Genomic DNA, 22,627 nt, shown 5'->3' with positions numbered 1-22,627 from the left:
GCGCTCCCCACCCACGCGGGCGGCACCGAACGCATGCCTGACACGGCCGCGCCCGCGTCCCGCCGCGCCTGACCGGGCACAATGCGACCCATGCGGTCCATGCGGATGAACGTCACTCAGTCGCCGGACGACGTCGAACTGCGCCCACTGTCCGCGCGGTCGGTCGTCCTGAGTCTTCTGCTCGGCGTGCATCCGCCGGAACTTCCGGTACGGGACCTGGTCCGCAGCGTCGAACCCTTCGGCATCGCCGGCTCCACGCTGCGGGCCGCGCTCAGCCGGATGGTGACCGCGGGCGACCTGGACCGCGCCGACGGGGTCTACCGCCTCAGCGAACGGCTCCTGGAGCGCCAGCGCCGCCAGGACGACGCGGTCCACCCGAGAACCAGGACCTGGGACGGATCATGGGAGACCGTCGTCGTCACCGCGACCGGCCGCGGACCCGCCGAACGGGCCGAACTGCGCGCCGAGTTGTCCCGCCTGCGACTGGCGGAACTGCGCGAGGGCGTCTGGCTGCGCCCGGCCAACCTGCGGCGCCCCTGGCCGACCCACCTCACGGAGGTCGCCCAACGCTTCACCGCACGCCCCGAACAGCCCGACCGCGCCCTGGCCGCGACCCTGTGGCCCCTCGACGACTGGGCCCACACCGCGGGCGCACTACTGGCCCACGTGGACCGACTGACCCACCCGGCCGACCGCTTCGCCACCTTCGCGGCCATCGTCCGCCACCTGGTCACTGACCCCGTCCTCCCGGACGACCTCCTCCCCACCCCCTGGCCGGCTCCGGCCCTGCGCGCCGCCTACACCGACTACCAACGAGAGGTGACGGAGGCACTGCACCGGGAACCGACATCCATGGAGCGTCTCGACGAGGGCTGAGGCGGTGCCGCGGTCGGGGTGGAGCAGTGTCCAAGGCCACCGCCATCGCCGTTCACGGCTCTGATTCCGGGGCTCACTCTTTCTCCTTGTCGGGGTCGGGGTCGGGGTCGGGGTCGGGGTCGGGGTCGGAGTTGGGGTTGGTGGGCGGGGGAGCGGTGAGTTCGGCGACCGCTGCTGCCAGGTGTTGCTGGAGTGGTTCGGGGAGGGGTTCGCCCTGGACGGCACCCACCATGTCCTGGGCCAGGTGGTGGAGCTTGGTGTTGGTGTTCTGGGAGACCGCCACCAGGACGTTCCAGGCGTTCTCCGGGCTCAGGCCGAAGGAGGCCATCAGGACTCCGCGGGCCAGGTCGATGACCGGCCGGGTCTGCATGGCGCGCTTGAGCTGGACGACTTCCGCGCGCAGGTCCCGCTCGGCGTCGCCGGGCAACGCGTCCTCCTCCGTGGGGCGGGGTGTCTGGCCGGGGCGTGCGTCCTGGCCCGGAAGGGCCGCGGCCCTTCCGGCATCAGCTGTGGGTGCATGTGTGGGTGCATGTGTGGGTGCGAATGCGGGCTCGAACAGTGACGACGTCTCGGTGACGGCGAGCAGTCGCTCGACCACCGGGTCGGCAGCCTGTATGACGACGGTCTTGGCGGCCTTCAGCGCACGCCGACGCAGGCGCAGCAGGACGTTGAGACCGGAGCAGTCGCAGAACTCGACTCCGCTCAGATCGAGATCCACACCGGTGACCGAGTCGGCGAGGGCTCGCCCCAGCTCCTGCTTCAGCTGCTGTTCGCCGTCGAGGTCGATCTCGCCGGCGATCACGACGGCTGTACGCGCGCCGACCTGGTGTTCCTCGATCTTCAGGGGCGCCGGCGGACGCCCCGTCCCCGCGATGACCGATGTCGCGCAGCCCGGCTCGTACCCGCCCTCGAACTGCGCGGAAAGTGCCGTGTCTCGCATGGCAGCCGCTCCTGAGGCATCCGGCCGTCTCTAACTCCCCCAGGCTCAGCTCCCGAGCGTCACACGTCAAGTGATACATGAAAATTCTTTCGTCCTTTTGAATGCGTGAATGGCAGGTCCTATGCTGTGGCGCATGGGTGGAGTACCTGAGACACATTCCGGCTGGACGTTCCTCACCAACCACGCCCGCGTACTGGCTGCCATCGCCGATGACCAGAACACCCGTATCCGGGACATCGCCGCGCGCTGCCGACTCACGGAGCGGGCCGTGCAGAAGATCATCGCCGATCTGGAGCAGGGTGGTTATCTCACCCACACACGGCAGGGGCGCACGAACGAGTACCGCATCGAGCCGGGGACCGGCCTGCGCCACCCGGCCGACGCCGGGCTGTCGGTCGCGGGCCTGCTCTCCGTGCTGGCACAGCACGACGCCGAGCGCGACACGAGATCACAGCGGCTGCAGACGGCATCCCTCTCCGAACAGGGTTCCACCACCGACCAGTGACGAGTGGCGTCGGCGCCATTCGGCCCACGCAAGATCGACTGGTGAGGCCCGGCGCTCAGGACTACCGTCGGTACAGCGAACGTCGACGTCCATGACGTCGCACACGCGGGGCACATGTCATGACGGACGCTCAGACGACACCCTCGGAAACTGCCAAGTCCCCGGAGCGGGGCCGAGGCAGAGGGATCGCACTACTCGTCATCGCCTCCTGTCAGCTGATGGTGGTCCTCGACATCACCATCGTGAACATCGCCCTTCCGCACATCCAGAGCTCGCTCGGCTTCTCGACCGAGAACCTGTCCTGGGTGATCAACGCCTACACGCTGACCTTCGGCGGTCTGCTCCTGCTCGGCGGGCGGTTGGGTGACATCCTCGGCCGTCGCCGGGTCTTCATGTTCGGCGTCCTGCTCTTCGTACTCGCCTCCCTGCTCGGCGGACTCTCGCAGGAGTCCTGGCAGTTGCTCGCCGCGCGCTCGCTGCAGGGCGTCGGCGGTGCCATCGCGTCCCCGACGGCCCTCTCGCTGATCACCACGACGTTCGAGGAAGGGCCCGAGAGGAACAGGGCGTTCGGCGTGTTCGCAGCGGTCTCGGCCGGCGGCAGCGCGATCGGCCTGCTGGCCGGCGGACTGCTCGTGGAGTGGCTCGACTGGCGCTGGGTCCTCTTCGTCAACGTGCCCATCGGCCTGCTGATCGTGCTGGCGACGCCCCGCTACATCAGGGAGTCCGAACGCCATCCGGGCCACTTCGACCTCCTCGGCGCGCTCACGTCCACCCTCGGCATGGTGATGCTCGTCTACGGGTTCATCCGCGCCTCGGAGGACGGCTGGAGCGACAGCCTCACCCTGGCGGCCTTCGCGGCGGCCGTCGTGCTCCTCGCCGTGTTCATCACCGTCGAGCGCAGGTCGAAACAGCCCATCACGCCCCTGTGGATGTTCCGCGACCGCAACCGGGCGGGCGTCTACGCGATCATGCTGAGCCTGGCCGCGGCGATGTTCGGGATGTTCTTCTTCCTGACGCTCTTCGTGCAGAACATCCTGGGCTTCAGCCCGCTGGAGGCCGGCCTCGCCTTCCTGCCGGTGAGCGCGATCATCGCCATCGGTGCCGGATTCGCCTCACAACTGCTGCCCAAGTGGGGGCCCAAGCCGTTCATGACGGTGGGCGCGGTCCTGTCCGCCATCGGACTCGGCTGGCTGACCCTGACCGGGGTCGACAGCACGTACGCGGGCAGCATCCTCGGCCCCATGCTGGTCTTCGGCTTCGGCATGGGTCTCAACTTCGTGTCGCTGACGCTGATGGCGGTCTCGGGAGTGGAGTCCAAGGACGCGGGAGCGGCCTCCGGGATCCTCAACGCCACCCAGCAGGTGGGCGGTTCGCTCGGTCTGTCGGTGCTGGTGACCGTCTTCGGTACGGCGAGCCGCAACGAAGCCACCGATCAGGTCCGCGACTTCATGGCGGAGGCGACCCCGGCCCAGCGCCTCGAGTTCCGCAGAACCGGGGAACTCCCGCCGCCCTGGAGCGACCAGGTGCTGACCTCGGGTATTTCAAGCGCGTTCATCGTCGCGGCGATCATCGCCGTCGTGGGCGCCCTGATCGCCCTGATCGTCATTCAGGTACGCCCCGACGATCTGGAGCGCCTCCAGGGAAACGGTGCCCTGGCGCCCGTAGCGGCCGGGGACGCCCCGGAGGCCGGGGAGGCACAGGGGAGCCCGGCCGACGCGAGCCGGCCGGCTTCGGACCCGCCCGGGTCCCGTCCGGGGCCCGGCGAGGATCCCCCCTCGCACGGTTGAGGCCAAGGCCGAGCCTCAAGGCAGCGGCTGTTCCGTCCAGATGACCTTCCCGGTGGGGGCGTAGCGGGTGCCCCAGCGTTCGGCGAGCTGGGCGACGAGGAACAGTCCGCGTCCACCCTCGTCCGTGCTGGCCGCGTACCGCAGGTGCGGTGACGTGTTGCTGCCGTCGAAGACCTCGCAGATCAGGCTGCGGTCGCGCAGCATACGGACCTGGATGGGGCCGGTGCCGTACCGGATGGCGTTGGTGACCAGCTCGCTGAGCATCAGCTCCGTGGCGAACGCCAGGTCGTCCAGCCCCCACTCCGTCAGCTGCCGGGTGACCGACGCGCGCACCTCGCCGACGGCGGCCGGGTCGGACGGCACCTGCCACTCGGCGATGCGGTCGGCTCCCAGGGCACGGGTCCCGGCGACGATCAGGGCGATGTCGTCACTGGGCCGGTCGGGAAGGAGGGCGTTGAGAACGCCCTGGCAGGTGTCCTCCGGCGACCGGTCGGCGCCTGCCAGCGCGGTACGCAGCAGCTCAAGGCCGACGTCGATGTCCCGCTCCCGGTCCTCCACGAGCCCGTCCGTGTAGAGGACCAGACGGCTGCCCTCCTCCAGCTCGAGTTCGGCCGTCTCGAACGGGAGGCCGCCGAGACCGAGCGGCGGACCCGCGGGCACCTCGGGGAACTCGACGCTGCCGTCGGGGCTGACGACGACAGGCGGTGGATGGCCCGCCCGGGCGACGGTGCACTTCCGGGAGGTCGGGTCGTAGACGGCGTACAGACAGGTGGCGCCGGTGATCGCGGCACCGCTGTCCTCCGCCGCCTCGTCCTGGTCGATGCGGCCGACCAGCTCGTCGAGGAGTCCGAGCAGTTCGTCGGGCGGCAGGTCGAGCGCGGAGAAGTTGTGCACGGCGGTCCGCAGCCGCCCCATCGTCGCCGCGGCGTGCAGCCCGTGGCCGACGACATCGCCCACGACGAGCGCGACCCGGGCACCGGACAACGGCAGTACGTCGAACCAGTCGCCGCCCACCCCGGCCTGTGCGGGCAGGTAGCGGTAGGCGATGTCCAGGGCGCTCTGCTCGGGCAGATTGCGCGGCAGCAGACTGCGCTGCAGCGTCACGGCCATGGTGTGCTCGCGCGTGTAGCGGCGCGCGTTGTCGATGGAGACCGCGGCACGGGCGACCAGCTCCTCGGCGAGGGCCAGCTCCTCCTCGTCGAACGGCTCCGGCTTCTCCGAGCGCCAGAAGTTGACCACGCCCATCACCAGGTGTCCCACCCGCACCGGAACGATGATCAGCGAGTGGATCCCGTACTCCACGACCTGCGCGGTGCGCTCCAGATCCTGCGCGAGCCACCCCGGGGCCTCCCGGAGGCTGGGCTCGACCACGGCCTGGCCGGTGCCGATGCTGCGGGCCTGGGGCGTGGACGCGACGAACCTGATCCGCTCGCCCACCGGATAGAGGGGAGCGTCCTTGCGGATACCGCTGAACGCCGTTCGGCGCAGATCGGTGCCCGCCTCCGGCTCCTCGCCGCTCAGCACGGCGTCGGCCAGGTCCACGGTGACGTAGTCCGCGAACCGCGGTACCGCCACCTCCGCCAGTTCCTCGGCGGTACGGGTCACGTCCAGGCCCGTACCGATGCCCACCCCGGCGTCGTACAGGAGTTTGAGATGCTCCCGGGCCACTTCGGCCTTGCCGGACAGGGCACGCAGCTCGGTCGAGTCGCGGAGTGTCGCGACGCTGCCGGCCGGGCCGCCCTTGAGGTCCGTGGGCCGCTGGTTGATCGCCAGCAGCCGGTCGCCGACCAGATGCACCTCGTCCGTCGCGACGCGCCCCGAGGCCAGCAGGGCGGCCGTGTCCGTGTCGAGGCCGAGTTCGAGCACATGCCGTCCCTCGGCGTCCCGGGGAAGGTCCAGCAGCCGCTTCGCCTCGTCGTTGGCGAGCAGCAGCCGCCCCTCGCCGCTGGCGATGATCACGCCTTCCCGGACCGCGTGCAGCACCGCGTCGTGGTGCTCGTACATCCGGGTCATCTCGAACGGGCCCAGCCCGTGTGTCTGGCGCAGTAGCCGTCTGCTCACCAGTGCCGTCCCGCCCAGGGCCAGGGCGAGTGCCGCGGCCGCGGCGGTCAGCAGGAGCGGGAGCTGCCGGTCCGCGACACCGCCGACGTTCTCGGTCGTGATACCCGCCGACACCAGGCCCACGACCTTGCCGTCGTCCGCCTTGACGGGAACCACGGCCTGCACCAGCGGCCCGATGGTTCCCGTGATCTCCTCGGTGAAGGAGCGGCCCTCCAGCGCCGGTTCGAGGGTCCCGACGAACTTCTTGCCGATCCGGTCGGGCTTGGGATGGGTGTAGCGGACCCCGTCGGTGTTCATCACCACGATGAAGTCCACCTTGGACCGCTCACGGGCCGCCTCGGCCCGCGGCTGAAGGACCGCGGTGGGATCGGAGGAACTCAGGGCGTCGCGGGTGCCGGGAGCATTGGCGAACGTCTCGGCGACGGCCAGGGAACGGTTCGTGGCCTCCTGGGTGCTGTCGTGCCGCACCTGCAGCACCAGGGCCACCACCGCGGCCACGACCAGCAGCAGCACGATCACCACTTGCAGGACGAACACCTGGCCCGCGAGACTGCGCCCGCCCAGCCCGGACCGCAGCCCCGCCGAGGGCCCGTGCCCGCCGTCGTGGGCCCCCCGGGGATCGACTGGATGGCGCGGCGTCTGCCGTGCCCGCCGCGCATGCGCTCGGCGAGGGCGGTCACGCCTGCGCCGCGCACGCAGGCCGTTGAGGTGGGGGGTCGACCGAGCCCAGGATCGACCCAAGAGTCGGACCATAAGCCCATGTCTACACTGCCGGGCGCCATGAGGCGAGAGGGTCACGTCCCGGGAGGGGCGACGGCCCGGGCCGGGTGGCCCAGACCAATGGCGGAAGGAGCGGCTCAGGCGTGTGGGGCAGTGCGTGCCGGCCGCGGCCCTGTGCCGGTGACTCCGGGCCGTCCGGTGCTGCCGTCGGCGCGATCTCGCCGCATCATGGAGAGGGGTCGATTTTGGGATGATTTGCGCTTAAGTGCGGGAGGTCGACATGCATACCCCGGATCGGTACCGGCTGACCTTCACCCATGAGGGCTTGGGTGTCGGTGCGACCACGGACAAGGTGGTCGTCGAACGGACCGACACCCTGGGACCGGGCGGAAACCCGGTCTACTGCGATCCCACCGGCATTCTCCGCGCCGAGATCAGCCCGGCGGGTGAGGTACGGATGCTGGCCAGCGGCGGCTACCAGTCGCCCCTCCCACCGTCCGCCGAACCGCTCCGGCAGTCATAGACGAGGTCAGGGAAGCCCAGGCGGGCCGTAGGCGAGCCCTAGGCGAGGAGCAGCGCGGCGGCGCTGCTCGCGCCGAGCGAGGCGCCCGTCACCGTCTGCGCGGTGGAGTGGTAGCCGAGGGCGACCCGTGACCAGCACACTCCGACCACGAGGACATACGCGGCGAGCCACCACACGGTGTGCGTGGCGGCGAGCATCGCCACGACCCCGGACGCGACGGCGGAGTCCACGCTGATCTTCCACGCCGTGTTCACGGCGAGCAGCGCGACCGTCGTGCCCCACAGCCCGAGCATCGCGGCCAGGATCCCCGCGGGAGCGCCGCCGAGGAGCATGACCAGGGTCCCGAGCCCGAGGGAGCCGAGGATCACGAAGAAGATCGGCGCCCGCTGCGTCCGGTCCACCACATGCCGGTCGCCCCAGGTGCCGCGCCCGCGCTCCCACTGGATGTACACGGCCGGCACGATCCCCGCGCACAGGGCACCGAGCAGGCCCCACGGAACGCCCGTCCAGTCACCCGCGGCGGCCGCCCCGATCCCGGTCATTCCGGCGACCAGGACATTGCGGGGCTGAGGACGTCGGTCACGACGCGGGCGGTTCTCATGCACTCGGCTTCACGGGTTGGGGGCGGGTGATCGGGCGGCGGCCCAGCATGTCATGTACGGCGCGGCGCGATGTGCCTGGCCGAAAGCACCGTTGGTCCTGTGCCGAGTCCCGGTTAGCGTGCTTTTCAACCGATCATCAGGGGGAAACAGCATGTCAGCAGGGCCTGTTGTCGATCTGCAGCAACTCGGAGGGGACTTCACGCGCGATCCCTATCCCGTCTACGCCGAACTCCGCGCGGCCGGACCCGTGCACAGGGTCCTCGACACCGACGGCGAGGAGGTGTGGTTCGTCGTCGGCTATGACGCGTGCCGTACCGCCTTCACCGACCCCCGGCTCAGCCGGGACTGGCGCAAGTCCGGCAACATCGGCCAGATCGTCAACACCGAGCAGGACCAGCCGGCGCTCGCCCACATGCTGATGTCGGACCCGCCGGACCACACCCGGCTACGGCGGCTGGTGGCAAGGGAGTTCACCCCACGCCGTATCGACGCCCTGGCCCCTCGCGTCCAGCAGATCGCCGACGATCTGCTGGACGCGATGCTCGCGGGGGACGAACGGCAGGCGGACCTGGTGGCCTCCTTCGCCTTTCCGCTGCCCATGACCGTCATCTGCGAACTGCTCGGCGTGCCCGCGCTCGACCGGGACGCCTTCCGCGCCTGGTCCAACGAGATGGTCGCCCGTACGAGTCCGGAGGCGGAGGCACGCGCCTACCAGGAGATGCCGGCGTACCTCGCCGAACTGGTCACGGCCAAGCGGAGCCGCCCCGGCCAGGACCTGCTGAGCGCGATGATCCACACCGTGGACGAGGGCGGCGACCGGCTCTCGCCCGACGAACTCATCGGCATGTGCGTGCTGTTGCTCATCGCCGGCCACGAGACCACGGTCAACCTGATCGGCAACGGCATGCGGGCCCTGTTCGCGCATCCCGGCCAACTGGCCGACCTGCGCGCCGACTTCGGGCTGCTCGAAGGCGCGATCGAGGAAATGCTCCGCTACGACGGCCCGGTGGAGAACTGCACGGACCGACTGGCGCTGGAGGACGTGGAGATGGGCGGGGTGACCATCCCCGCCGGTTCCACCGTCCTGATCGCCATGGCCGGCGCCGACCGCGATCCGGAGCGCTTCCAGCAGGCCGACCGGTTCGACATCCGCAGGGACTCCCGCGGCCACATCGCCTTCGGCCACGGCCTGCACTACTGCCTGGGCGCCCCGCTGGCCCGGCTGGAGGGCGGCATCGCGATCCGCACCCTCCTGGAACGCTGCCCGGACCTGAGGCTGGACGCCGACGAGACCGAGCTGCCGTGGATGCGGGGGCTGTTGATCAGGGGTGCCCGCGAACTTCCCGTGCGCTGGTGACCGTCGGCACTTCAGGCCGATGACCGACAGCGGGACGGCCGTCGCCGGTTACCGGCAGTAACTGGATCGCTCTCGCTGAACTCCGGCCGCCACCAGTGCGTACGCGGTGGCGCGCCCTCATCGACAACATGACTTCGCGGCGCCCGGCAGGCCTGTCTGCCGGGCGCCGCAAGGCGTTTGCGGGTCGGTGCCCGCCGCGTGGCGATGGAGACGGCGCAGACGTGACGCGCGCTCGCCGCCGCTCCCTGGGGTAAGGTCCTCGTCACTTCGGAGGCGCCCGTATCTCTCCGTCACATTGTCCGGCCGTGTACACCTGCCGGACGAGGAGGGCGTACGCGGACGAGGAGCAAGAAGCCGTATGGCGCCCTCGGGTGGGCTGGTTCATGAGAGGTTTCTATGAATCCGCGGGACGTTTGAACACTCGGGGCCTCCCCTCCGTATAGGGCGGGGGATTGCCATGCCGGCTCCGGCAACAGAAGCGTAGGAGTAGATCCTTGGGACGCAACACGCGCAGACGCCCAACAGGCGCACGACGCGCGACCATTGGGGCGGTCGCGCTGATGCTGGGTGGAGGTGGGCTGGTAGCGGCGAACGTCTACGCGACGGCCTCCGAGAGCGGTCAGAGCCAGGCCGGTCAGGTACTGGCCTCGGGAGCCGCCACGATCGACTGCCCGGACGTGGGCGGTCAGCTGACGGCGGTGCCGGACGAGGCGAAGGCCGAGGTCGACAAGGAACTCGCCCTCCTCGACAAGCAGATCGCCGAGGCCTACCAGCGGTTGCAGCAGTCGACGCAGGCCATCCAGCAGGACGGTGCCTTCGCCGAGAACTCGATCATGAACCCGCTGAAGGAGAAGCGAGCCGCGACCATCGAGCGGATCGCGATAGCCGTCGACCGGGTGGGGGATCGTCCGCAGGGTCTCGAGCCCTTCGCGGCCTGCATACTTCGCGCCTCGGGCAACCAGGGCGAGCAGGGCGGCGACGGACAGAACGGCGACCAGGGCGGCGAAGACCAGCAGCAGGACGGTCAGGCCCAGGACGGTCAGAACCAGGGCGAAGGCCAGGACGACGGCCAGAACCAGGACAACGGCCAGGGCCAGGGCGACGAGCAGGGCGATCAGCAGGGCGGCAACGGCGGCCAGGCCGGCAACGGCCCTGTGGCCGCCGACTTCGTGGACATCAAGTCGGTCCAGCCCAACGTGCAGAGCCCGCGCAAGCAGGGCAACGCCTCGCGCGGCACCTTCAGCACCGCCTGCGGTGTGAACGAGAACGGCCTGTTCAACTCCGACAACGTGATCGTGGCCCCCGGTGTCACCAACGGCGCCCACCACTTCCACGACTACGTCGGCAACCAGGACAACAACGCCTTCGCGAGCGACCAGGACCTGGCCAACGGCGACACGTCCTGCGAGAACAAGGGCGACAAGTCCTCGTACTTCTGGCCCGTGATCCGTCTGCAGAACGGCGCCCAGGAGCAGGACGCGGGTTCTCCCGGCGGCGGCATCGAGGGCAACGCCGGTGAGATCGTCACGCCCAAGCAGGTGACCATGACCTTCGTGGGCAACCCGCAGAGCAAGGTCACCGAGATGCCGAAGCTGCTGCGCATCATCACCGGTGACGCCAAGGCGTTCGTCAACGGCACCGCCAACGCCAACGCCTCATGGAGCTGCACCGGGTTCGAGGACCGGCAGCTGAAGGACAAGTACCCGCTCTGCCCGCAGGGCAGTGACGTGGTCCGCACCTTCAAGTTCCAGAGCTGCTGGGACGGCAACAACATCGACAGCGCCAACCACCGCACCCACGTGGCCTTCGCCGACGCCAACGGCGTCTGCGGGAACGGCTTCAAGGCCATCCCGCAGCTCGTCCAGCGGATCGTCTACGACATCGACGCGCCCAGCCTGAACGACGGCGGCCGCACAACTCCGCTGTTCGCGGTCGACTCCTTCCCGGAGCAGCTGCACAAGCCGGTCACCGACCACGGCGACTTCATCAACGTCTTCGACGAGGACCTGATGGGGGAGATGGTGGACTGCATCAACGGAGGCCGGAAGTGCGACGCCGCCGACGGTGCGGGTGGCGGCGGCGGGGGCGAGGAGCCGGGCAACTCTCCGTCGCCGACGCCCGAGAACCCGCCCGGCGGGAACAACGGGGACGACGACCCCGCGGACAACGGCAACGGCAACGGTGGCGAGAACACCCCGTCGCCCACGGCCACCGCCCCGTCCGGTGGGAACAACCAGGACGAGGAGCCCGCCGACAACGGCGCCGAGAACACGAAGAAGCCCTCCACCGACAGCACCCAGGCCCCCAACCCCGCCGACGGCGAGGACAAGGGCAACGGTGAAGCGGTGCCGAAGGCCGAATCGTCCCCGTCGGCCGTCCAGAGCGACGAGGCCGCGGCGACGGGTGGCGACGACAACGACCTCGGCGGCGCCGTGCCGGGCCCCGAACCGTCGGGCGCCTCGGTGCTCGAACCGCAGGCGACCTCGGGCGGACTCGCCGACACCGGGACGCAGTTGTGGCCGGCCGCGGCCGGAGCGCTGCTCCTGCTCGCGGGCTTCGTACTGCTCCGCCGTATCAACAGCAGGCAGACGTGACGCGGAGGCGCCACGATGAGGTAGCGCCACAACGAGGTAACGCCGTTTCGCAGTAGCGGCATCGAGGAGCCGACCGGGGAAACCCGGTCGGCTCCTCACTTGTGTGCGCGACCGTCTACCGCGGCGCCTCGTCCGGCCCCGTGCCGAGAACCTCGGCGATGAAGCTCGCCAACTGCTTCCGCATGTCTTCCCGGGGCACGCCTTTCGGACCGGCCAGGTGCTCGACGAGGTCGGCCCGGACGGCGGCGAGCAGCGCGTGCGCGGTGAAGTCGCTGTTGGTGAGGCCGGGAATCTGCTCCAGTGCGGACCGGAGCAGGCTGTGCCAACGCTCGTAGTGCTCCGCCTGGTAGGGGCTGTCGCTGCCGGTCGCCTCCAGGGCCAGGGCGAGATGGCGGTTGTCGAGCTTGAAGGACAGGAGGGCGTCGAGCAGGGCGGGTACGCGCTGAAGCGGCGGAGTGTCCGGCCCCAGTGGCGGCGGGCCCTCCTCGACGGCACTCCTGACCGGTTCGAGTCGCGTCGCGTACAGCGCCCGGATCAGTCCGGTGCGGTCGCCGAAGGCCCGGAAGAGCGTCCCCTTGCCGACGCCTGCCGCCGTCGCGATGTCGGCCATGGTGACCTCGTCCGGGCTCTCGCACTTGGTGAAGAGCGTGTCGGCGGCCGCGAGTACGGCAGCCCGGTTACGGGCCGCGTCCTTGCGTGGTCTGCGCTCGGTCATGCTGCTCCTCCATTTGCAAAGCGGACCCCGGGTCCGTATCGTCCATTGAAACGGACCGGTGGTCCGTATCGTACTGGACGGAGAAACGCATGCCCGCGAACACCTCACCGGCGGATCTGTACCGCCACAGCCTGCAGCTGCTCCTGGACAAGAACATCCCCGCCTGGGTCGACCTGTGGGCCGAGGACGGTGTCATTGAATTCCCCTTCGCGCCCCAGGGCTGGCCCGGGCGGCTGGAGGGCAAGGAGGCCATCGCCGCCTACATGCGCCACTATCCCGACCACATCGACCTGCACGACTTCCCCGACGTGCGGATTCACCTGACCACCGAGTCGGACGTCATTGTGGTGGAGATGCGCGCTGTGGGCCGCCTCGTCGAGACCGACAGTCCCTACGACATGACCTACATTGCCGTCGTGACCGTCCGGGACGGCCTCATCTCCTCCTACCGCGACTACTGGAACCCGCTCGTCGTTCAGGAACCCGGCGTCGACTTCACCGCGAGCGGTACCCGATGAGCATCACCGGCGCCGCTCTGCCCGCGAGCGTCACCGGCACGACTCTGGTCATCGGTGCCAGCGGCACCACGGGCAGCCGTACCGCCGCGCAGTTGATCGCTGCCGGCCATCGCGTCAAGGCCGCCGGCCGTCGCGCGACCCCGGTGCCGGGCGCCGAACCGGTCCGCTTCGACTGGGGCGACCCCGAGACCCACGCCGACGCCCTCGACGGAGTCGACCGCGTCTACCTCATCCCGCCCCTGGGCGACTCCGACCCGGCCTCGGTCATGCTGCCCTTCCTGCGGCAGGCCCGCGCCGCCGGGGTGCGGCGCGCGGTGCTCCTCAGCTCCTCGGCCATACCCGAGGGTGGCCCGGCGGTGGGGATGGTGCACCAGGCGCTGCCCGGCCTGTTCGACGAGTGGGCGGTGCTGCGGCCCTCGTGGTTCATGCAGAACTTCACCGGCGCGCACGCCCATGCCGACAGCATCCGTGCGGACGGCACCATCCTGACCGCGGCCGGCACCGGTCGTGTCGGCTTCGTCGACGCCGACGACATCGCCGCCGTCGCCGTGCGTGCCCTCACCGACGACCGCGCCCCCAACGCCGAACTGGTCCTGACCGGTCCGGAGGCGCTCAGTTACGACGACATCGCCGCGATCGTCACGGAGGTCACCGGTCGAATCGTGGTCCACCACCGGCTTGCTCATGAGCAACTGCGTGATCGCCTGGCGGCGTTCATACCGCTGGAGTTCGCCACCATGCTGGCCGACATGGACCGCGCCATCGCAGGCGGAGCCGAGGACCGCACCACCGGCACCGTCCGACTCCTCACCGGCCGTCCGCCGAACGGCTTCCGTGCCGTTGCCGAACGTGAGTTGAGCGATCCGGTCTCCTCGTAGAGGACGGCAAGCGCCTGTTCGCCGGACACCGGGTCGGCCCGGCGCCCGACGAACCGCGTGCTGTCAGCCGTGGTAGCCGATGTACCCGTTGCCGTCCCGGTCGTTGTTCCTCTTCGTGTAGCTGTGCACGTCCGCACGGCTCCCGGCCGGCTTGTAGAGGTAGATGGTGTCGGCGTCGTTGTTCCACATGAAGTTGCAGTTGTCGCGGTAGACGACGTTGTTGGCATCGGAGTCGTTGCCGTTGCCGCCGCGCAACTTCACATAGTCCCCGGGCTGGAGGTAGTGGTTCGCGGTGAAGTCGAAGCGGTTGCCGGCCTTGTCCTTGACGACATAGCCCTTGAGATTCACGGTCGCCGAGGACGAGTAGTTCTTGATGGTCAGGTATTCCAGGTGTGTATTGCCGGTGGTGCATCTGTTGGAGTCGCTGCCGGGCGCGTCGTACTGGACGCCCCGGACCTTCAACGCCGATGTGTACTCGGCCGCCTGGGCCGGGGCGGCAACGAGAACCGCCAGAGCGCCGGCTGTGAAGGACACGGCTATGACAGGGTGCTTTCGCATGGGAATCCCCCTCCAGATCGCTATGAGGCACTGGAGCCTAGCCATGCCGTGAACGAAGTGTGTCGGGTTGGGGGTTATTGCGTTTTCCGTCATGAAAACGTGATAGCGGTGCGAATGGTCGGGGGTGTGCTGGGCGCCCCCGCCGAGGGCGGAAATCCGTTGAAACCTGTCGGTAATACCCCTGTGGGGTGAATGCCCGCGCTCCTAGCGTGGTGAGCCGTTCCCGCCTGAGTCCGGCGGCACGTTCACACTCCAGGAAAGAGCACAGGCATGCAGTACTTCCTGCCGATCGTCATCGGCGTCCTCTACGCGCTGCTGATGTCCCTCATCCGGGAACCGCACCGGCGGCGCTTCAACGCCGTCATGGTCGCGGGGGCGGGCGCAGCGTACCTCAGCGGCGGCGGAATGGGTGGCTGGGAGCTCGCGTTCACGGCGGTCATGGCCTATGTCGCGTACCGCGGCCTGGACTCGTGGACCTTCATCGGTATCGGCTGGCTGCTGCACACCGCGTGGGACGTCGTGCACCACGTCAAGGGGAACCCCATCATCCCCTTCGCCCACGACTCGTCGCTGGGCTGCGCGATCTGCGACCCGGTCATCGCGGTGTGGTGCTTCATGGGAGGCCTGTCGCCGCGTGAGCTGCTGCGCAAGGTGCGGTCCGGGAAGTCCCGGGACCACGACGCGAACGTCCCGGCCGACCCGCACGCTGAGGCGGGGCGGCCGGGACGGGCGGTGCCGAGGGATCAGACCGCCGGGGCCGGGTAGGTCGGGTACTCCACCCCGGAAACGTGCTGGACGACCCGGATGACCTGGCACGAGTAGCCGAACTCGTTGTCGTACCAGAGGTAGAGGATCGCGTTGTCGCCGTCGACCTTGGTGGCGCCGGCGTCGACGATCGACGCGTGACGCGAGCCGATGAAGTCGTTGGAGACCGCGTCCGGGGCGCTGGTGAAGTCGATCTGGCGCTTGAGCGGCGAGGTCAGCGACACATTGCGGAGGTAGTCGAGGACCTCGTCGCGGGTGGTCTCGCGCCCGAGCCGCAGGCTGAGGATCGCGATCGAGACGTCCGGCACGGGCACGCGGATCGAGCTGCCCGTGATCGGCGCCTTGAGGTCGGGCAGCGCCTTGGCGACGGCGGAGGCGGCACCCGTCTCGGTGATGACCATGTTGAGCGGCGCGGAACGGCCGCGGCGGTCGGCCTTGTGGTAGTTGTCCAGCAGGTTCTGGTCGTTGGTGAACGAGTGGACCGTCTCCACGTGGCCGCGCACGACGCCGTACTCGTCCGCCATCGCCTTCAGCGGCGGCACGATCGCGTTGGTGGTGCAGGACGCGCAGGACAGGATCTGCTCGTCCGGCTTGATCGTGTCGTGGTTGACGCCGTGCACGATGTTCGGGACATCGCCCTTGCCGGGCGCGGTCAGGACGACCTTGTCGATACCCGGGCGCAGGTGCCCCGACAGGCCCTCGCGGTCGCGCCACTTGCCGGTGTTGTCGATGAGGATGGCGTCCCTGACGCCGTACGCCGTGTAGTCGACCTCCGACGGGTCGCTCGCGTAGATCACCTTGATCTCGTTGCCGTTGGCGATGATCGTGCTGTTCGCCTCGTCGACGGTGATCGTGCCCTGGAACTGGCCGTGGATGGAGTCGCGGCGCAGCAGCGAGGCGCGCTTCACGATGTCCTGCTCGCCACCCCGGCGGACCACGACGGCGCGCAGCCGCAGACCGTTGCCGGAGCCGGTCTTCTCGATGAGCAGGCGGGCGACGAGGCGGCCGATACGGCCGAAGCCGTAGAGGACGACGTCGCGCGGCTCACGACGATCGATCTTGTTGGCGCCCGTGGCGCCGGCGACGGACTCCGCGGTGAACTCGCGCACCGACAGACCGCGGTCGTCGGCCTTGTACGTCGCGGCGAGCATGCCGAGGTCGATCTGCGAAGGCCCGAGGTCGAGCTCGGTGAGGGTCTCCAGGAACGGCAGCGTCTCGGTGACCGAGAGCTCCTCGCCGGCTATCTGCCGGGCGAATCGGTGGGTCTTGAGGATGCTGACCACCGACTTGTTCACCAGGGAGCGGCTGTGCAGCAGGATCGTGACGTCCCGCTCCCGATGCAGCTTCCCGATGAGCGGGATCATCGACTCCGCGATCTCCTCGCGGGTCTTCCAGTTGGTGAACGAGTCGTCATTGACAGTCACAGGTTTATCTTTCGAGCTAGGCGGCGCTCATATGCTAAACCGTCGCCTTTTTGATCATGTCAGCGGCATCGCCAGTGGCGTCGGTCCAGCGGGTGGCGCGCTCGCTCGCGGTGGCCGAACGGCCTCGCTCAGCGTCGTCCGGGTGCGGCAGGTCCGGAGGTGCCTGGCCGCGGCGCTCCCACGCGCAGCCCGTCCATGATCAGGTCCAGGAGCCGGGTGGCGCGGGGCCGCCAGTCGCCGGCGGGGTCGATCAGCCAGAGGCCGCCGATGGCGAGGATGAAGTCGTCCGCGGTGACCCCTGGGCGGATGGTGCCGGCCTCGTCGTTGGCGCGGAGGAGGAGTTCGGCCGCCTCGGACACCGGGGCGTGCCCCGGCTTCGCCAGGTTCCCCGGACCGCTCGTCGCCTGCTGGATCGCGTTCGCGAGACCGGCCTTGGCCATGCCGAACTGGGCGAGCCGGTCCATCCACTCACGCAGTGCCTGCTCGGGTTCCCGCGTCTCGAGCAGCTGGGCCGCGCTGTCGGCGACCTGCTGCATCTCGTGGCGGTAGATCTCAAGGACGAGGGTCTCCCGATTGGGGAAGTTCCGGTAGAGCGTGCCCTGTCCGACGCCCGCTTTCTTGGCGATCACGCTGAGCGGGGTGTCCGCGGAGTTCGTCAGCTCGACCAGGGCCACTTTCAGGATGCGTTCGCGGTTCCGCTGTGCGTCCGAGCGCTGGGGTGCGTCCTTCTTCGGCTGCACTCGTCCTCCTCGCGGGTCCGTGTCCGAATCCCGACCTTGCTCAACCGGACAACTGTCCGTTACGTTTCCTGTGAGCGGACAACTGTCCGGTTGCGTCCATTCTAGCGGTGGGCACGGCCGGCGTGGACGCCCGTGACCGTTGTCACCAGCATTCCCTCTCTGACTCTTGTGCCCGCCGGACCGTCCCCCGGACGCACTCCGGGAACGCGAAAGAAGGCTGATCATGGCCCCAGCCACCCCCCCGACGCACAGCGCCATAAGTCTGAACATCAACGGCGAGAAACACACGCTCTCCGTCGACCACCGCACCACCCTGCTCGACGCCCTGCGTGAGCGCCTCGACATGACAGGTACGAAGAAGGGCTGCGACCAGGGGCAGTGCGGTGCCTGCACCGTTCTGCTCGACGGCCGCCGGGCCGTGTCCTGTCTGCAGCTCGCCGTGGCGGCCGAGGGGCGTGAGATCACCACCATCGAAGGCATGGCCGCCGGCGACCAACTCCACCCGGTGCAGCAGGCGTTCCTCGACCTCGACGGCTACCAGTGCGGCTACTGCACGCCCGGCCAGATCTGTTCGGCGATCGCGGTGATCGAGGAGCACGCGGCCGGCTGGCCGAGTGCCGTCACCGACGACGTCCGGCCCGAAGCCGGACCACCACCGCTGAGCGCCGACGAGATCCGCGAGCGGATGAGCGGCAACCTGTGCCGCTGCGGCGCGTACGTGTCGATCGTCGAGGCCGTCGCCCGTGGGGCCGCCGAGACGCAGGCCGTGACGTCCGCGGACCTCCCGCAGACCGAGGAGGCGGCGGCATGAGGGAGTTCGGATACCAGCGGGTGTTCGACGTCTCCGGCGCGGTCGCGCTGCTCGACGCCGACCCCGACGCCCGTTTCCTGGGCGGCGGCACCAACCTCGTCGACCTGATGAAGACCGGTGTCGAGCGGCCCGCCCGACTCGTCGACGTCCGCGAACTTCCGCTGGACACCGTCGAGTCGATGCGAGACGGCAGCCTGCGCATCGGAGCGACCGTCACCAACAGCGACCTCGCCGCGCACCCCGAAGTCCGGCGCCGCTACCCGGCGTTGACACAGGCGGTGCTGGCCGGCGCCTCAGGGCAGCTGCGCAATATGGCCACCGTCGGCGGGAACCTGCTCCAGCGCACCCGCTGCGGCTACTTCGCCGACGTGACCAAGCCCTGCAACAAGCGCGTCCCGGGCAGTGGTTGCCCCGCCATCTCGGGCGAGCACCACAACCACGCGATTCTCGGTGCCTCCGACCGCTGCGTGGCCACCCACCCCTCCGACATGGGCGTGGCGCTGACCGCGTTCGACGCCGTCGTGTCGTACGAAACGGCCGACGGACCGGGGGAAGTGCCGCTCAGCTGGCTCTACCTGCCAGTGGGGGACACTCCGCACCGCGAGACGGATCTGCCGCCGGGCGCGCTGATCACCCATGTCACGCTGCCGCCCGCCCCGGTCGCAGCCAACTCCCGCTACCGCAAGGTGCGCGAGCGGGCCTCGTACGCCTTCGCGATCGGCTCGATCGCCGCCGCGCTCGACGTCCAGGACGGCGTCGTACGCGATGTGCGTCTCGCCTTCGGAGCGGTCGCGTCCCGGCCGTGGCGGGCCCGCGCGGCCGAACGGGTGCTGGCCGGGGCACCGGCCGACGCCGAGACGTTCGCCGCCGCCGCGGACGCCGAACTCGCGGCCGCCCGGCCGCTGCCGCACAACGGATACAAGGTGACCCTGATGCGCAACCTCGTGGTGGCCGAGCTGACCCGACTCGCCGAGGAGGCCACCCGATGACCACCGTCACGACCGGCACCAGGGCGGTCAAGGGAGCCGTCGGCACCGCGCACACCCGCGTCGAGGGCCGCGACAAGGTCACCGGAGCGGCCCGCTACGCCGGAGAGATCCCCTTCGCCGAACTCGCCCACGGCTGGCTGGTGTTGTCGACCGTCGCCCGGGGCCGCGTCCGCTCGGTGGACACCGCGCTCGTTCTCGGTATGCCGGGCGTGCTCTCCGTCCTGCACCACGAGAACGCCCCACGGGTCGAGACCGACTACCCGGGGCTGCTCGGGTCCGCGCCGGACCCGACCGTGGCCGTCTTCCAGCACGACCGGGTGCCGCACATGGGCTGGCCCGTCGCCCTGGTCGTCGCAGAGACCTCCGAACAGGCACGGGAAGCCGCCGAAGCTCTCGTGGTGCAGTACGAGGAAGAACCGCACGACGTCGACTTCTACGCGGGACACCCGGACGCGTACGCGGCGGAGGGCCACATGCCGGGCGTGACGGCGAAGGGCGACCTGGAGGCCGAACTCGCCGCGTCCGCCGTCGTGGTGGACGAGCGGTACACCACCCCGGAGGAACACCACAACTCGATGGAGCCCCACGCGGCGACGGCACGCTGGGACGGCGGCCGGCTCGAAGTCGTCGACTCCAATCAGGGCACGACCTGGGTCGCGGGCGAACTGGCGAACCTGTTCTCGCTCGACCCGGCCTCGGTGTGGGTGCGGTCCGAGCACGTCGGCGGCGGCTTCGGCAGCAAGGGCGTCCGCCCGCACCAGGTGGCCGCGGTGATGGCCGCGACCGTCCTGCAGCGCCCGGTCCGGGTCGTCATGACCCGCCGTCAGATGTTCTCGCTGGCCGGCTACCGCAGCCCCACCACCCAGCAGGTCAGGCTCGGCGCCGACGCCGACGGGCGGTTGCGCGCGCTGGACCACAGCTCGCTGAGCCTCACCTCGACCGTGCACGAGTTCATCGAGCCCAGCGCCGGCGTGGCACGGGTGATGTACGACGCCGATGCCCACCACACGGCCAACCGGGTCGTACGGCTCGACGTGCCGACGCCGACCTGGATGCGCGGGCCGGGCGAGGCACCGGGGTCGTTCGCCATCGAGTCGGCGCTCGACGAACTCGCCGAGAAGTGCGGCCTCGACCCGATCGAACTGCGCGTACGCAACGAACCCGAGGTTGGCCCCGTGTCCGGGCTGCCGTTCAGCGGCCGCAACCTCGTCGCCTGCTTCCGCAAGGGGGCGGGCAGGTTCGGCTGGGCGGACCGCGACCCGCGTCCCGGACTGCGGCGCGACGGACGCTGGCTGCTCGGCACCGGCACGGCGGCCGCGTCCTTCCCGGCCGGTGCCGCCCCGTCCACGGCGGCCATCACGGCGGAGGCGGACGGAACCTTCACCGTGCGGATCAACGCGGCGGACATCGGCACCGGGGCGCGGACCGCGCTCACCCTGATCGCGGCCGACGCGCTGGAGGTGGCACCGGACCACATCCGCGTGCGCCTCGGCGACAGCGACCTCGGACCGGCGATGATCGCGGGCGGCTCGATGGGCACCCGCTCCTGGGCCTGGGCGCTCACGGCCGCGGCCGGCGATCTGCGCGAGCGGATCGCCCTGAGCGACGGCATTCCGCCGGAGGGGATCACGGCGCGCTCGAACACGACCGAGGCCATCGGCGCCCTCGCTCCGAAGGAACGCCACTCCTTCGGAGCCCAGTTCGCCGAGGTGGCCGTGGACGTCACCACCGGCGAGGTACGGGTGCGCCGCATGCTCGGCGTCTTCGCGGCGGGCCGGATCGTCAACCCCCTCACCGCCCGCAACCAGTTCGTCGGCGGAATGACCTGGGGCATCTCGATGGCCCTGCACGAGGAGGCGGTACGCGACCACCGCACCGGCGGCCACTACGGCGCCGACCTCGCCGGCTACCACGTCGCCGCGCACGCCGACGTACCGCACATCGAGGCGGACTGGGTGGACGACCCCGACCCGGACGACCCCGTCGGGATCAAGGGCATCGGCGAGGTCGGCATCGTGGGCGCGGCCGCCGCCATCGCCAACGCGGTCTGGCACGCGACCGGCGTACGCCACCGGAACCTGCCCATCCGTCCCGACCGCGTCCTCATGGCAGGCGAGGATGCTTGACATCAGCGAGGAGTTGCACGGCTGGGCGGAGGAGGGCCGGGACTTCGCCGTCGCCACCGTCGTGGCCGTCGGCGGCAGCGCCCCGCGCGGCCCCGGCGCCGCCCTCGCGGTCGACAGCGACGGAACGGTCATCGGCTCGGTGTCCGGCGGCTGCGTGGAAGGGGCGGTGTACGACCTCTGCCAACAGGCGCTGGCAGACGGCGGGACCGTCCTGGAACGGTTCGGCTACAGCGACGAGGACGCCTTCGCGGTCGGCCTGACCTGCGGCGGGATCATCGACATCCTGGTCACGCCGGTGCGCGCGACAGCGCCCGCCCGGACGGTGTTCCGGTCGGCGCTGTCGGCCTCGGCCCAGGGCGAGCCGACCGCCCTCGCCCGGGTCGCCCGGGGCCCGGCCGAACTCCTGGGCCAGGCCCTGCTCGTACGGCCCGACGGGTCGTACGAGGGTGGGCTCGGCGGTCACCCCGAGCTGGACCGGACGGCGGCGGCGCAGGCCCGGGCCATGCTGGACAACGGCAGCACCGGAACGATCGAGCTGGCAGCGGACGGATCGCACTGCCCCGGCGGTGTCACGCTGCTCGTCGAGTCGAGCGTCCCGCCGCCCCGCATGATCGTCTTCGGGGCGATCGACTTCGCGTCCGCGCTGGTCCGGGTCGGCAAGTTCCTCGGCTACCACGTGACGGTCTGCGACGCCCGACCCGTCTTCGCCACCCGGGCCCGCTTCCCGGACGCCGACGACATCGTCGTCGACTGGCCGCACCGCTACCTGCGGCGCACCACGACCGACTCCCGCACGGTCCTGTGCGTACTCACCCACGACGCCAAGTTCGACGTGCCCCTGCTGACGGAGGCCCTGCGAACGCCGGTCGCGTTCGTCGGCGCGATGGGATCGCGGCGCACGCACAACGACCGTGAACGCCGACTGCGTGAAGTGGGCCTGACGGAAGGGGAGTTGGCCCGGCTCAGCTCGCCGATCGGGCTCGACCTCGGCGCCCGTACGCCCGAGGAGACGGCCCTGTCCATCGCGGCGGAGATCGTCGCGGCCCGGCGGGGCGGCACGGGCGTCCCGCTGACCGGCTCGGACGCGCCGATCCACCGAGAGGGAGGAGAGCGGGGCGCCGCGGTGGCCGCCTGAAGC

General features: G+C 70.2%; 19 protein-coding genes and 1 pseudogene. 13 read left to right on the top strand and 7 right to left on the bottom strand.

Annotated features, from left to right (window positions below):
• The first annotated feature begins 99 nt into the window (after positions 1-99).
• On the top strand, positions 100-876 hold the full coding sequence (locus tag QF035_RS06025; RefSeq protein WP_307530911.1) for a PaaX family transcriptional regulator C-terminal domain-containing protein: 777 nt from the start codon (positions 100-102) through the stop codon (positions 874-876).
• Positions 877-949: 73 nt separating this feature from the next.
• Here QF035_RS06025 and QF035_RS06020 read toward each other — a convergent pair whose 3' ends face one another.
• A complete protein-coding gene (locus QF035_RS06020) occupies positions 950-1,816 on the bottom strand; it encodes an anti-sigma factor antagonist (protein WP_307518772.1) in 867 nt (288 codons plus the stop codon).
• A gap of 133 nt (positions 1,817-1,949) precedes the next feature.
• Between QF035_RS06020 and QF035_RS06015 the strand changes: the two genes are divergently transcribed.
• Together QF035_RS06015 and QF035_RS06010 are read left to right on the top strand one after the other, a co-directional pair.
• Entirely contained in the window at positions 1,950-2,321 is a 372-nt protein-coding gene (locus QF035_RS06015) for a helix-turn-helix transcriptional regulator (RefSeq protein ID WP_307518770.1), read from the top strand.
• 119 nt (positions 2,322-2,440) lie between these two features.
• Positions 2,441-4,108: an MFS transporter gene (locus QF035_RS06010; RefSeq protein ID WP_307518769.1), complete on the top strand. Its 1,668-nt coding sequence runs from the start codon at positions 2,441-2,443 to the stop codon at positions 4,106-4,108.
• Between the two features lie 15 nt (positions 4,109-4,123).
• Here QF035_RS06010 and QF035_RS06005 read toward each other — a convergent pair whose 3' ends face one another.
• Positions 4,124-6,922 (bottom strand): SpoIIE family protein phosphatase, encoded by a 2,799-nt coding sequence (locus tag QF035_RS06005; protein ID WP_307518767.1) that lies wholly within the window; start codon positions 6,920-6,922, stop codon positions 4,124-4,126.
• A 247-nt stretch (positions 6,923-7,169) separates the two neighbouring features.
• Here QF035_RS06005 and QF035_RS06000 point away from each other — a divergent pair, with 247 nt between their 5' ends.
• Positions 7,170-7,412: a DUF6296 family protein gene (locus QF035_RS06000; RefSeq protein ID WP_307518766.1), complete on the top strand. Its 243-nt coding sequence runs from the start codon at positions 7,170-7,172 to the stop codon at positions 7,410-7,412.
• 38 nt (positions 7,413-7,450) lie between these two features.
• On the opposite strand, the pseudogene QF035_RS05995 reads toward QF035_RS06000, so the two are convergent.
• Positions 7,451-8,013, bottom strand: a pseudogene (locus QF035_RS05995) (hypothetical protein).
• Positions 8,014-8,165: 152 nt separating this feature from the next.
• On the opposite strand from QF035_RS05995, the gene QF035_RS05990 reads away from it, so the two are divergent.
• Positions 8,166-9,371, top strand: a complete 1,206-nt coding sequence (locus QF035_RS05990; protein ID WP_307518765.1) for a cytochrome P450 family protein — start codon at positions 8,166-8,168, stop codon at positions 9,369-9,371.
• Between the two features lie 560 nt (positions 9,372-9,931).
• On the top strand, positions 9,932-11,965 hold the full coding sequence (locus tag QF035_RS05985; RefSeq protein WP_373466927.1) for a DUF1996 domain-containing protein: 2,034 nt from the start codon (positions 9,932-9,934) through the stop codon (positions 11,963-11,965).
• 115 nt (positions 11,966-12,080) lie between these two features.
• Here QF035_RS05985 and QF035_RS05980 read toward each other — a convergent pair whose 3' ends face one another.
• On the bottom strand, positions 12,081-12,680 hold the full coding sequence (locus tag QF035_RS05980) for a TetR/AcrR family transcriptional regulator (protein ID WP_307518762.1): 600 nt from the start codon (positions 12,678-12,680) through the stop codon (positions 12,081-12,083).
• 89 nt (positions 12,681-12,769) lie between these two features.
• On the opposite strand from QF035_RS05980, the gene QF035_RS05975 reads away from it, so the two are divergent.
• A complete protein-coding gene (locus tag QF035_RS05975; RefSeq protein ID WP_307518761.1) occupies positions 12,770-13,198 on the top strand; it encodes a nuclear transport factor 2 family protein in 429 nt (142 codons plus the stop codon).
• Positions 13,195-14,076: an NmrA family NAD(P)-binding protein gene (locus tag QF035_RS05970; RefSeq protein ID WP_307518760.1), complete on the top strand. Its 882-nt coding sequence runs from the start codon at positions 13,195-13,197 to the stop codon at positions 14,074-14,076. The genes QF035_RS05975 and QF035_RS05970 overlap by 4 nt, the downstream gene beginning before the upstream one ends.
• 63 nt (positions 14,077-14,139) lie before the next feature.
• Here QF035_RS05970 and QF035_RS05965 read toward each other — a convergent pair whose 3' ends face one another.
• Positions 14,140-14,634, bottom strand: a complete 495-nt coding sequence (locus QF035_RS05965; protein ID WP_307518759.1) for a lamin tail domain-containing protein — start codon at positions 14,632-14,634, stop codon at positions 14,140-14,142.
• A gap of 270 nt (positions 14,635-14,904) precedes the next feature.
• Between QF035_RS05965 and QF035_RS05960 the strand changes: the two genes are divergently transcribed.
• A complete protein-coding gene (locus QF035_RS05960) occupies positions 14,905-15,399 on the top strand; it encodes a DUF6010 family protein (protein ID WP_307518757.1) in 495 nt (164 codons plus the stop codon).
• Here the strand turns inward: QF035_RS05960 and QF035_RS05955 are convergent.
• Positions 15,378-16,823 carry a glyceraldehyde-3-phosphate dehydrogenase gene (locus QF035_RS05955; RefSeq protein ID WP_307518756.1) on the bottom strand — a complete coding sequence of 482 codons (1,446 nt, stop codon included), beginning with the start codon at positions 16,821-16,823 and terminating at the stop codon, positions 15,378-15,380. The genes QF035_RS05960 and QF035_RS05955 overlap by 22 nt on opposite strands.
• Before the next feature lie 128 nt (positions 16,824-16,951).
• Positions 16,952-17,563: a TetR/AcrR family transcriptional regulator gene (locus tag QF035_RS05950; protein WP_307518754.1), complete on the bottom strand. Its 612-nt coding sequence runs from the start codon at positions 17,561-17,563 to the stop codon at positions 16,952-16,954.
• A gap of 223 nt (positions 17,564-17,786) precedes the next feature.
• On the opposite strand from QF035_RS05950, the gene QF035_RS05945 reads away from it, so the two are divergent.
• Genes QF035_RS05945 through QF035_RS05930 form a run of 4 tightly spaced genes read left to right on the top strand, consistent with a single transcriptional unit; the run spans position 17,787 to position 22,624 of the window.
• On the top strand, positions 17,787-18,374 hold the full coding sequence (locus tag QF035_RS05945) for a (2Fe-2S)-binding protein (RefSeq protein WP_307518752.1): 588 nt from the start codon (positions 17,787-17,789) through the stop codon (positions 18,372-18,374).
• Positions 18,371-19,363, top strand: coding sequence for an FAD binding domain-containing protein (locus QF035_RS05940; protein ID WP_307518750.1), 993 nt, complete (start codon positions 18,371-18,373; stop codon positions 19,361-19,363). The genes QF035_RS05945 and QF035_RS05940 overlap by 4 nt, the downstream gene beginning before the upstream one ends.
• Positions 19,360-21,489: a xanthine dehydrogenase family protein molybdopterin-binding subunit gene (locus QF035_RS05935; protein WP_307518748.1), complete on the top strand. Its 2,130-nt coding sequence runs from the start codon at positions 19,360-19,362 to the stop codon at positions 21,487-21,489. The genes QF035_RS05940 and QF035_RS05935 overlap by 4 nt, the downstream gene beginning before the upstream one ends.
• On the top strand, positions 21,482-22,624 hold the full coding sequence (locus QF035_RS05930; RefSeq protein WP_307518747.1) for an XdhC family protein: 1,143 nt from the start codon (positions 21,482-21,484) through the stop codon (positions 22,622-22,624). The genes QF035_RS05935 and QF035_RS05930 overlap by 8 nt, the downstream gene beginning before the upstream one ends.
• Positions 22,625-22,627 lie beyond the last annotated feature (3 nt).

The organism is Streptomyces umbrinus, assembly GCF_030817415.1.
GTDB classification, from domain to species: domain Bacteria; phylum Actinomycetota; class Actinomycetes; order Streptomycetales; family Streptomycetaceae; genus Streptomyces; species Streptomyces umbrinus_A.
The sequence above is the reverse complement of the archived record's forward strand: the minus strand, read 5'-3'. Positions and strand labels throughout refer to the sequence as shown.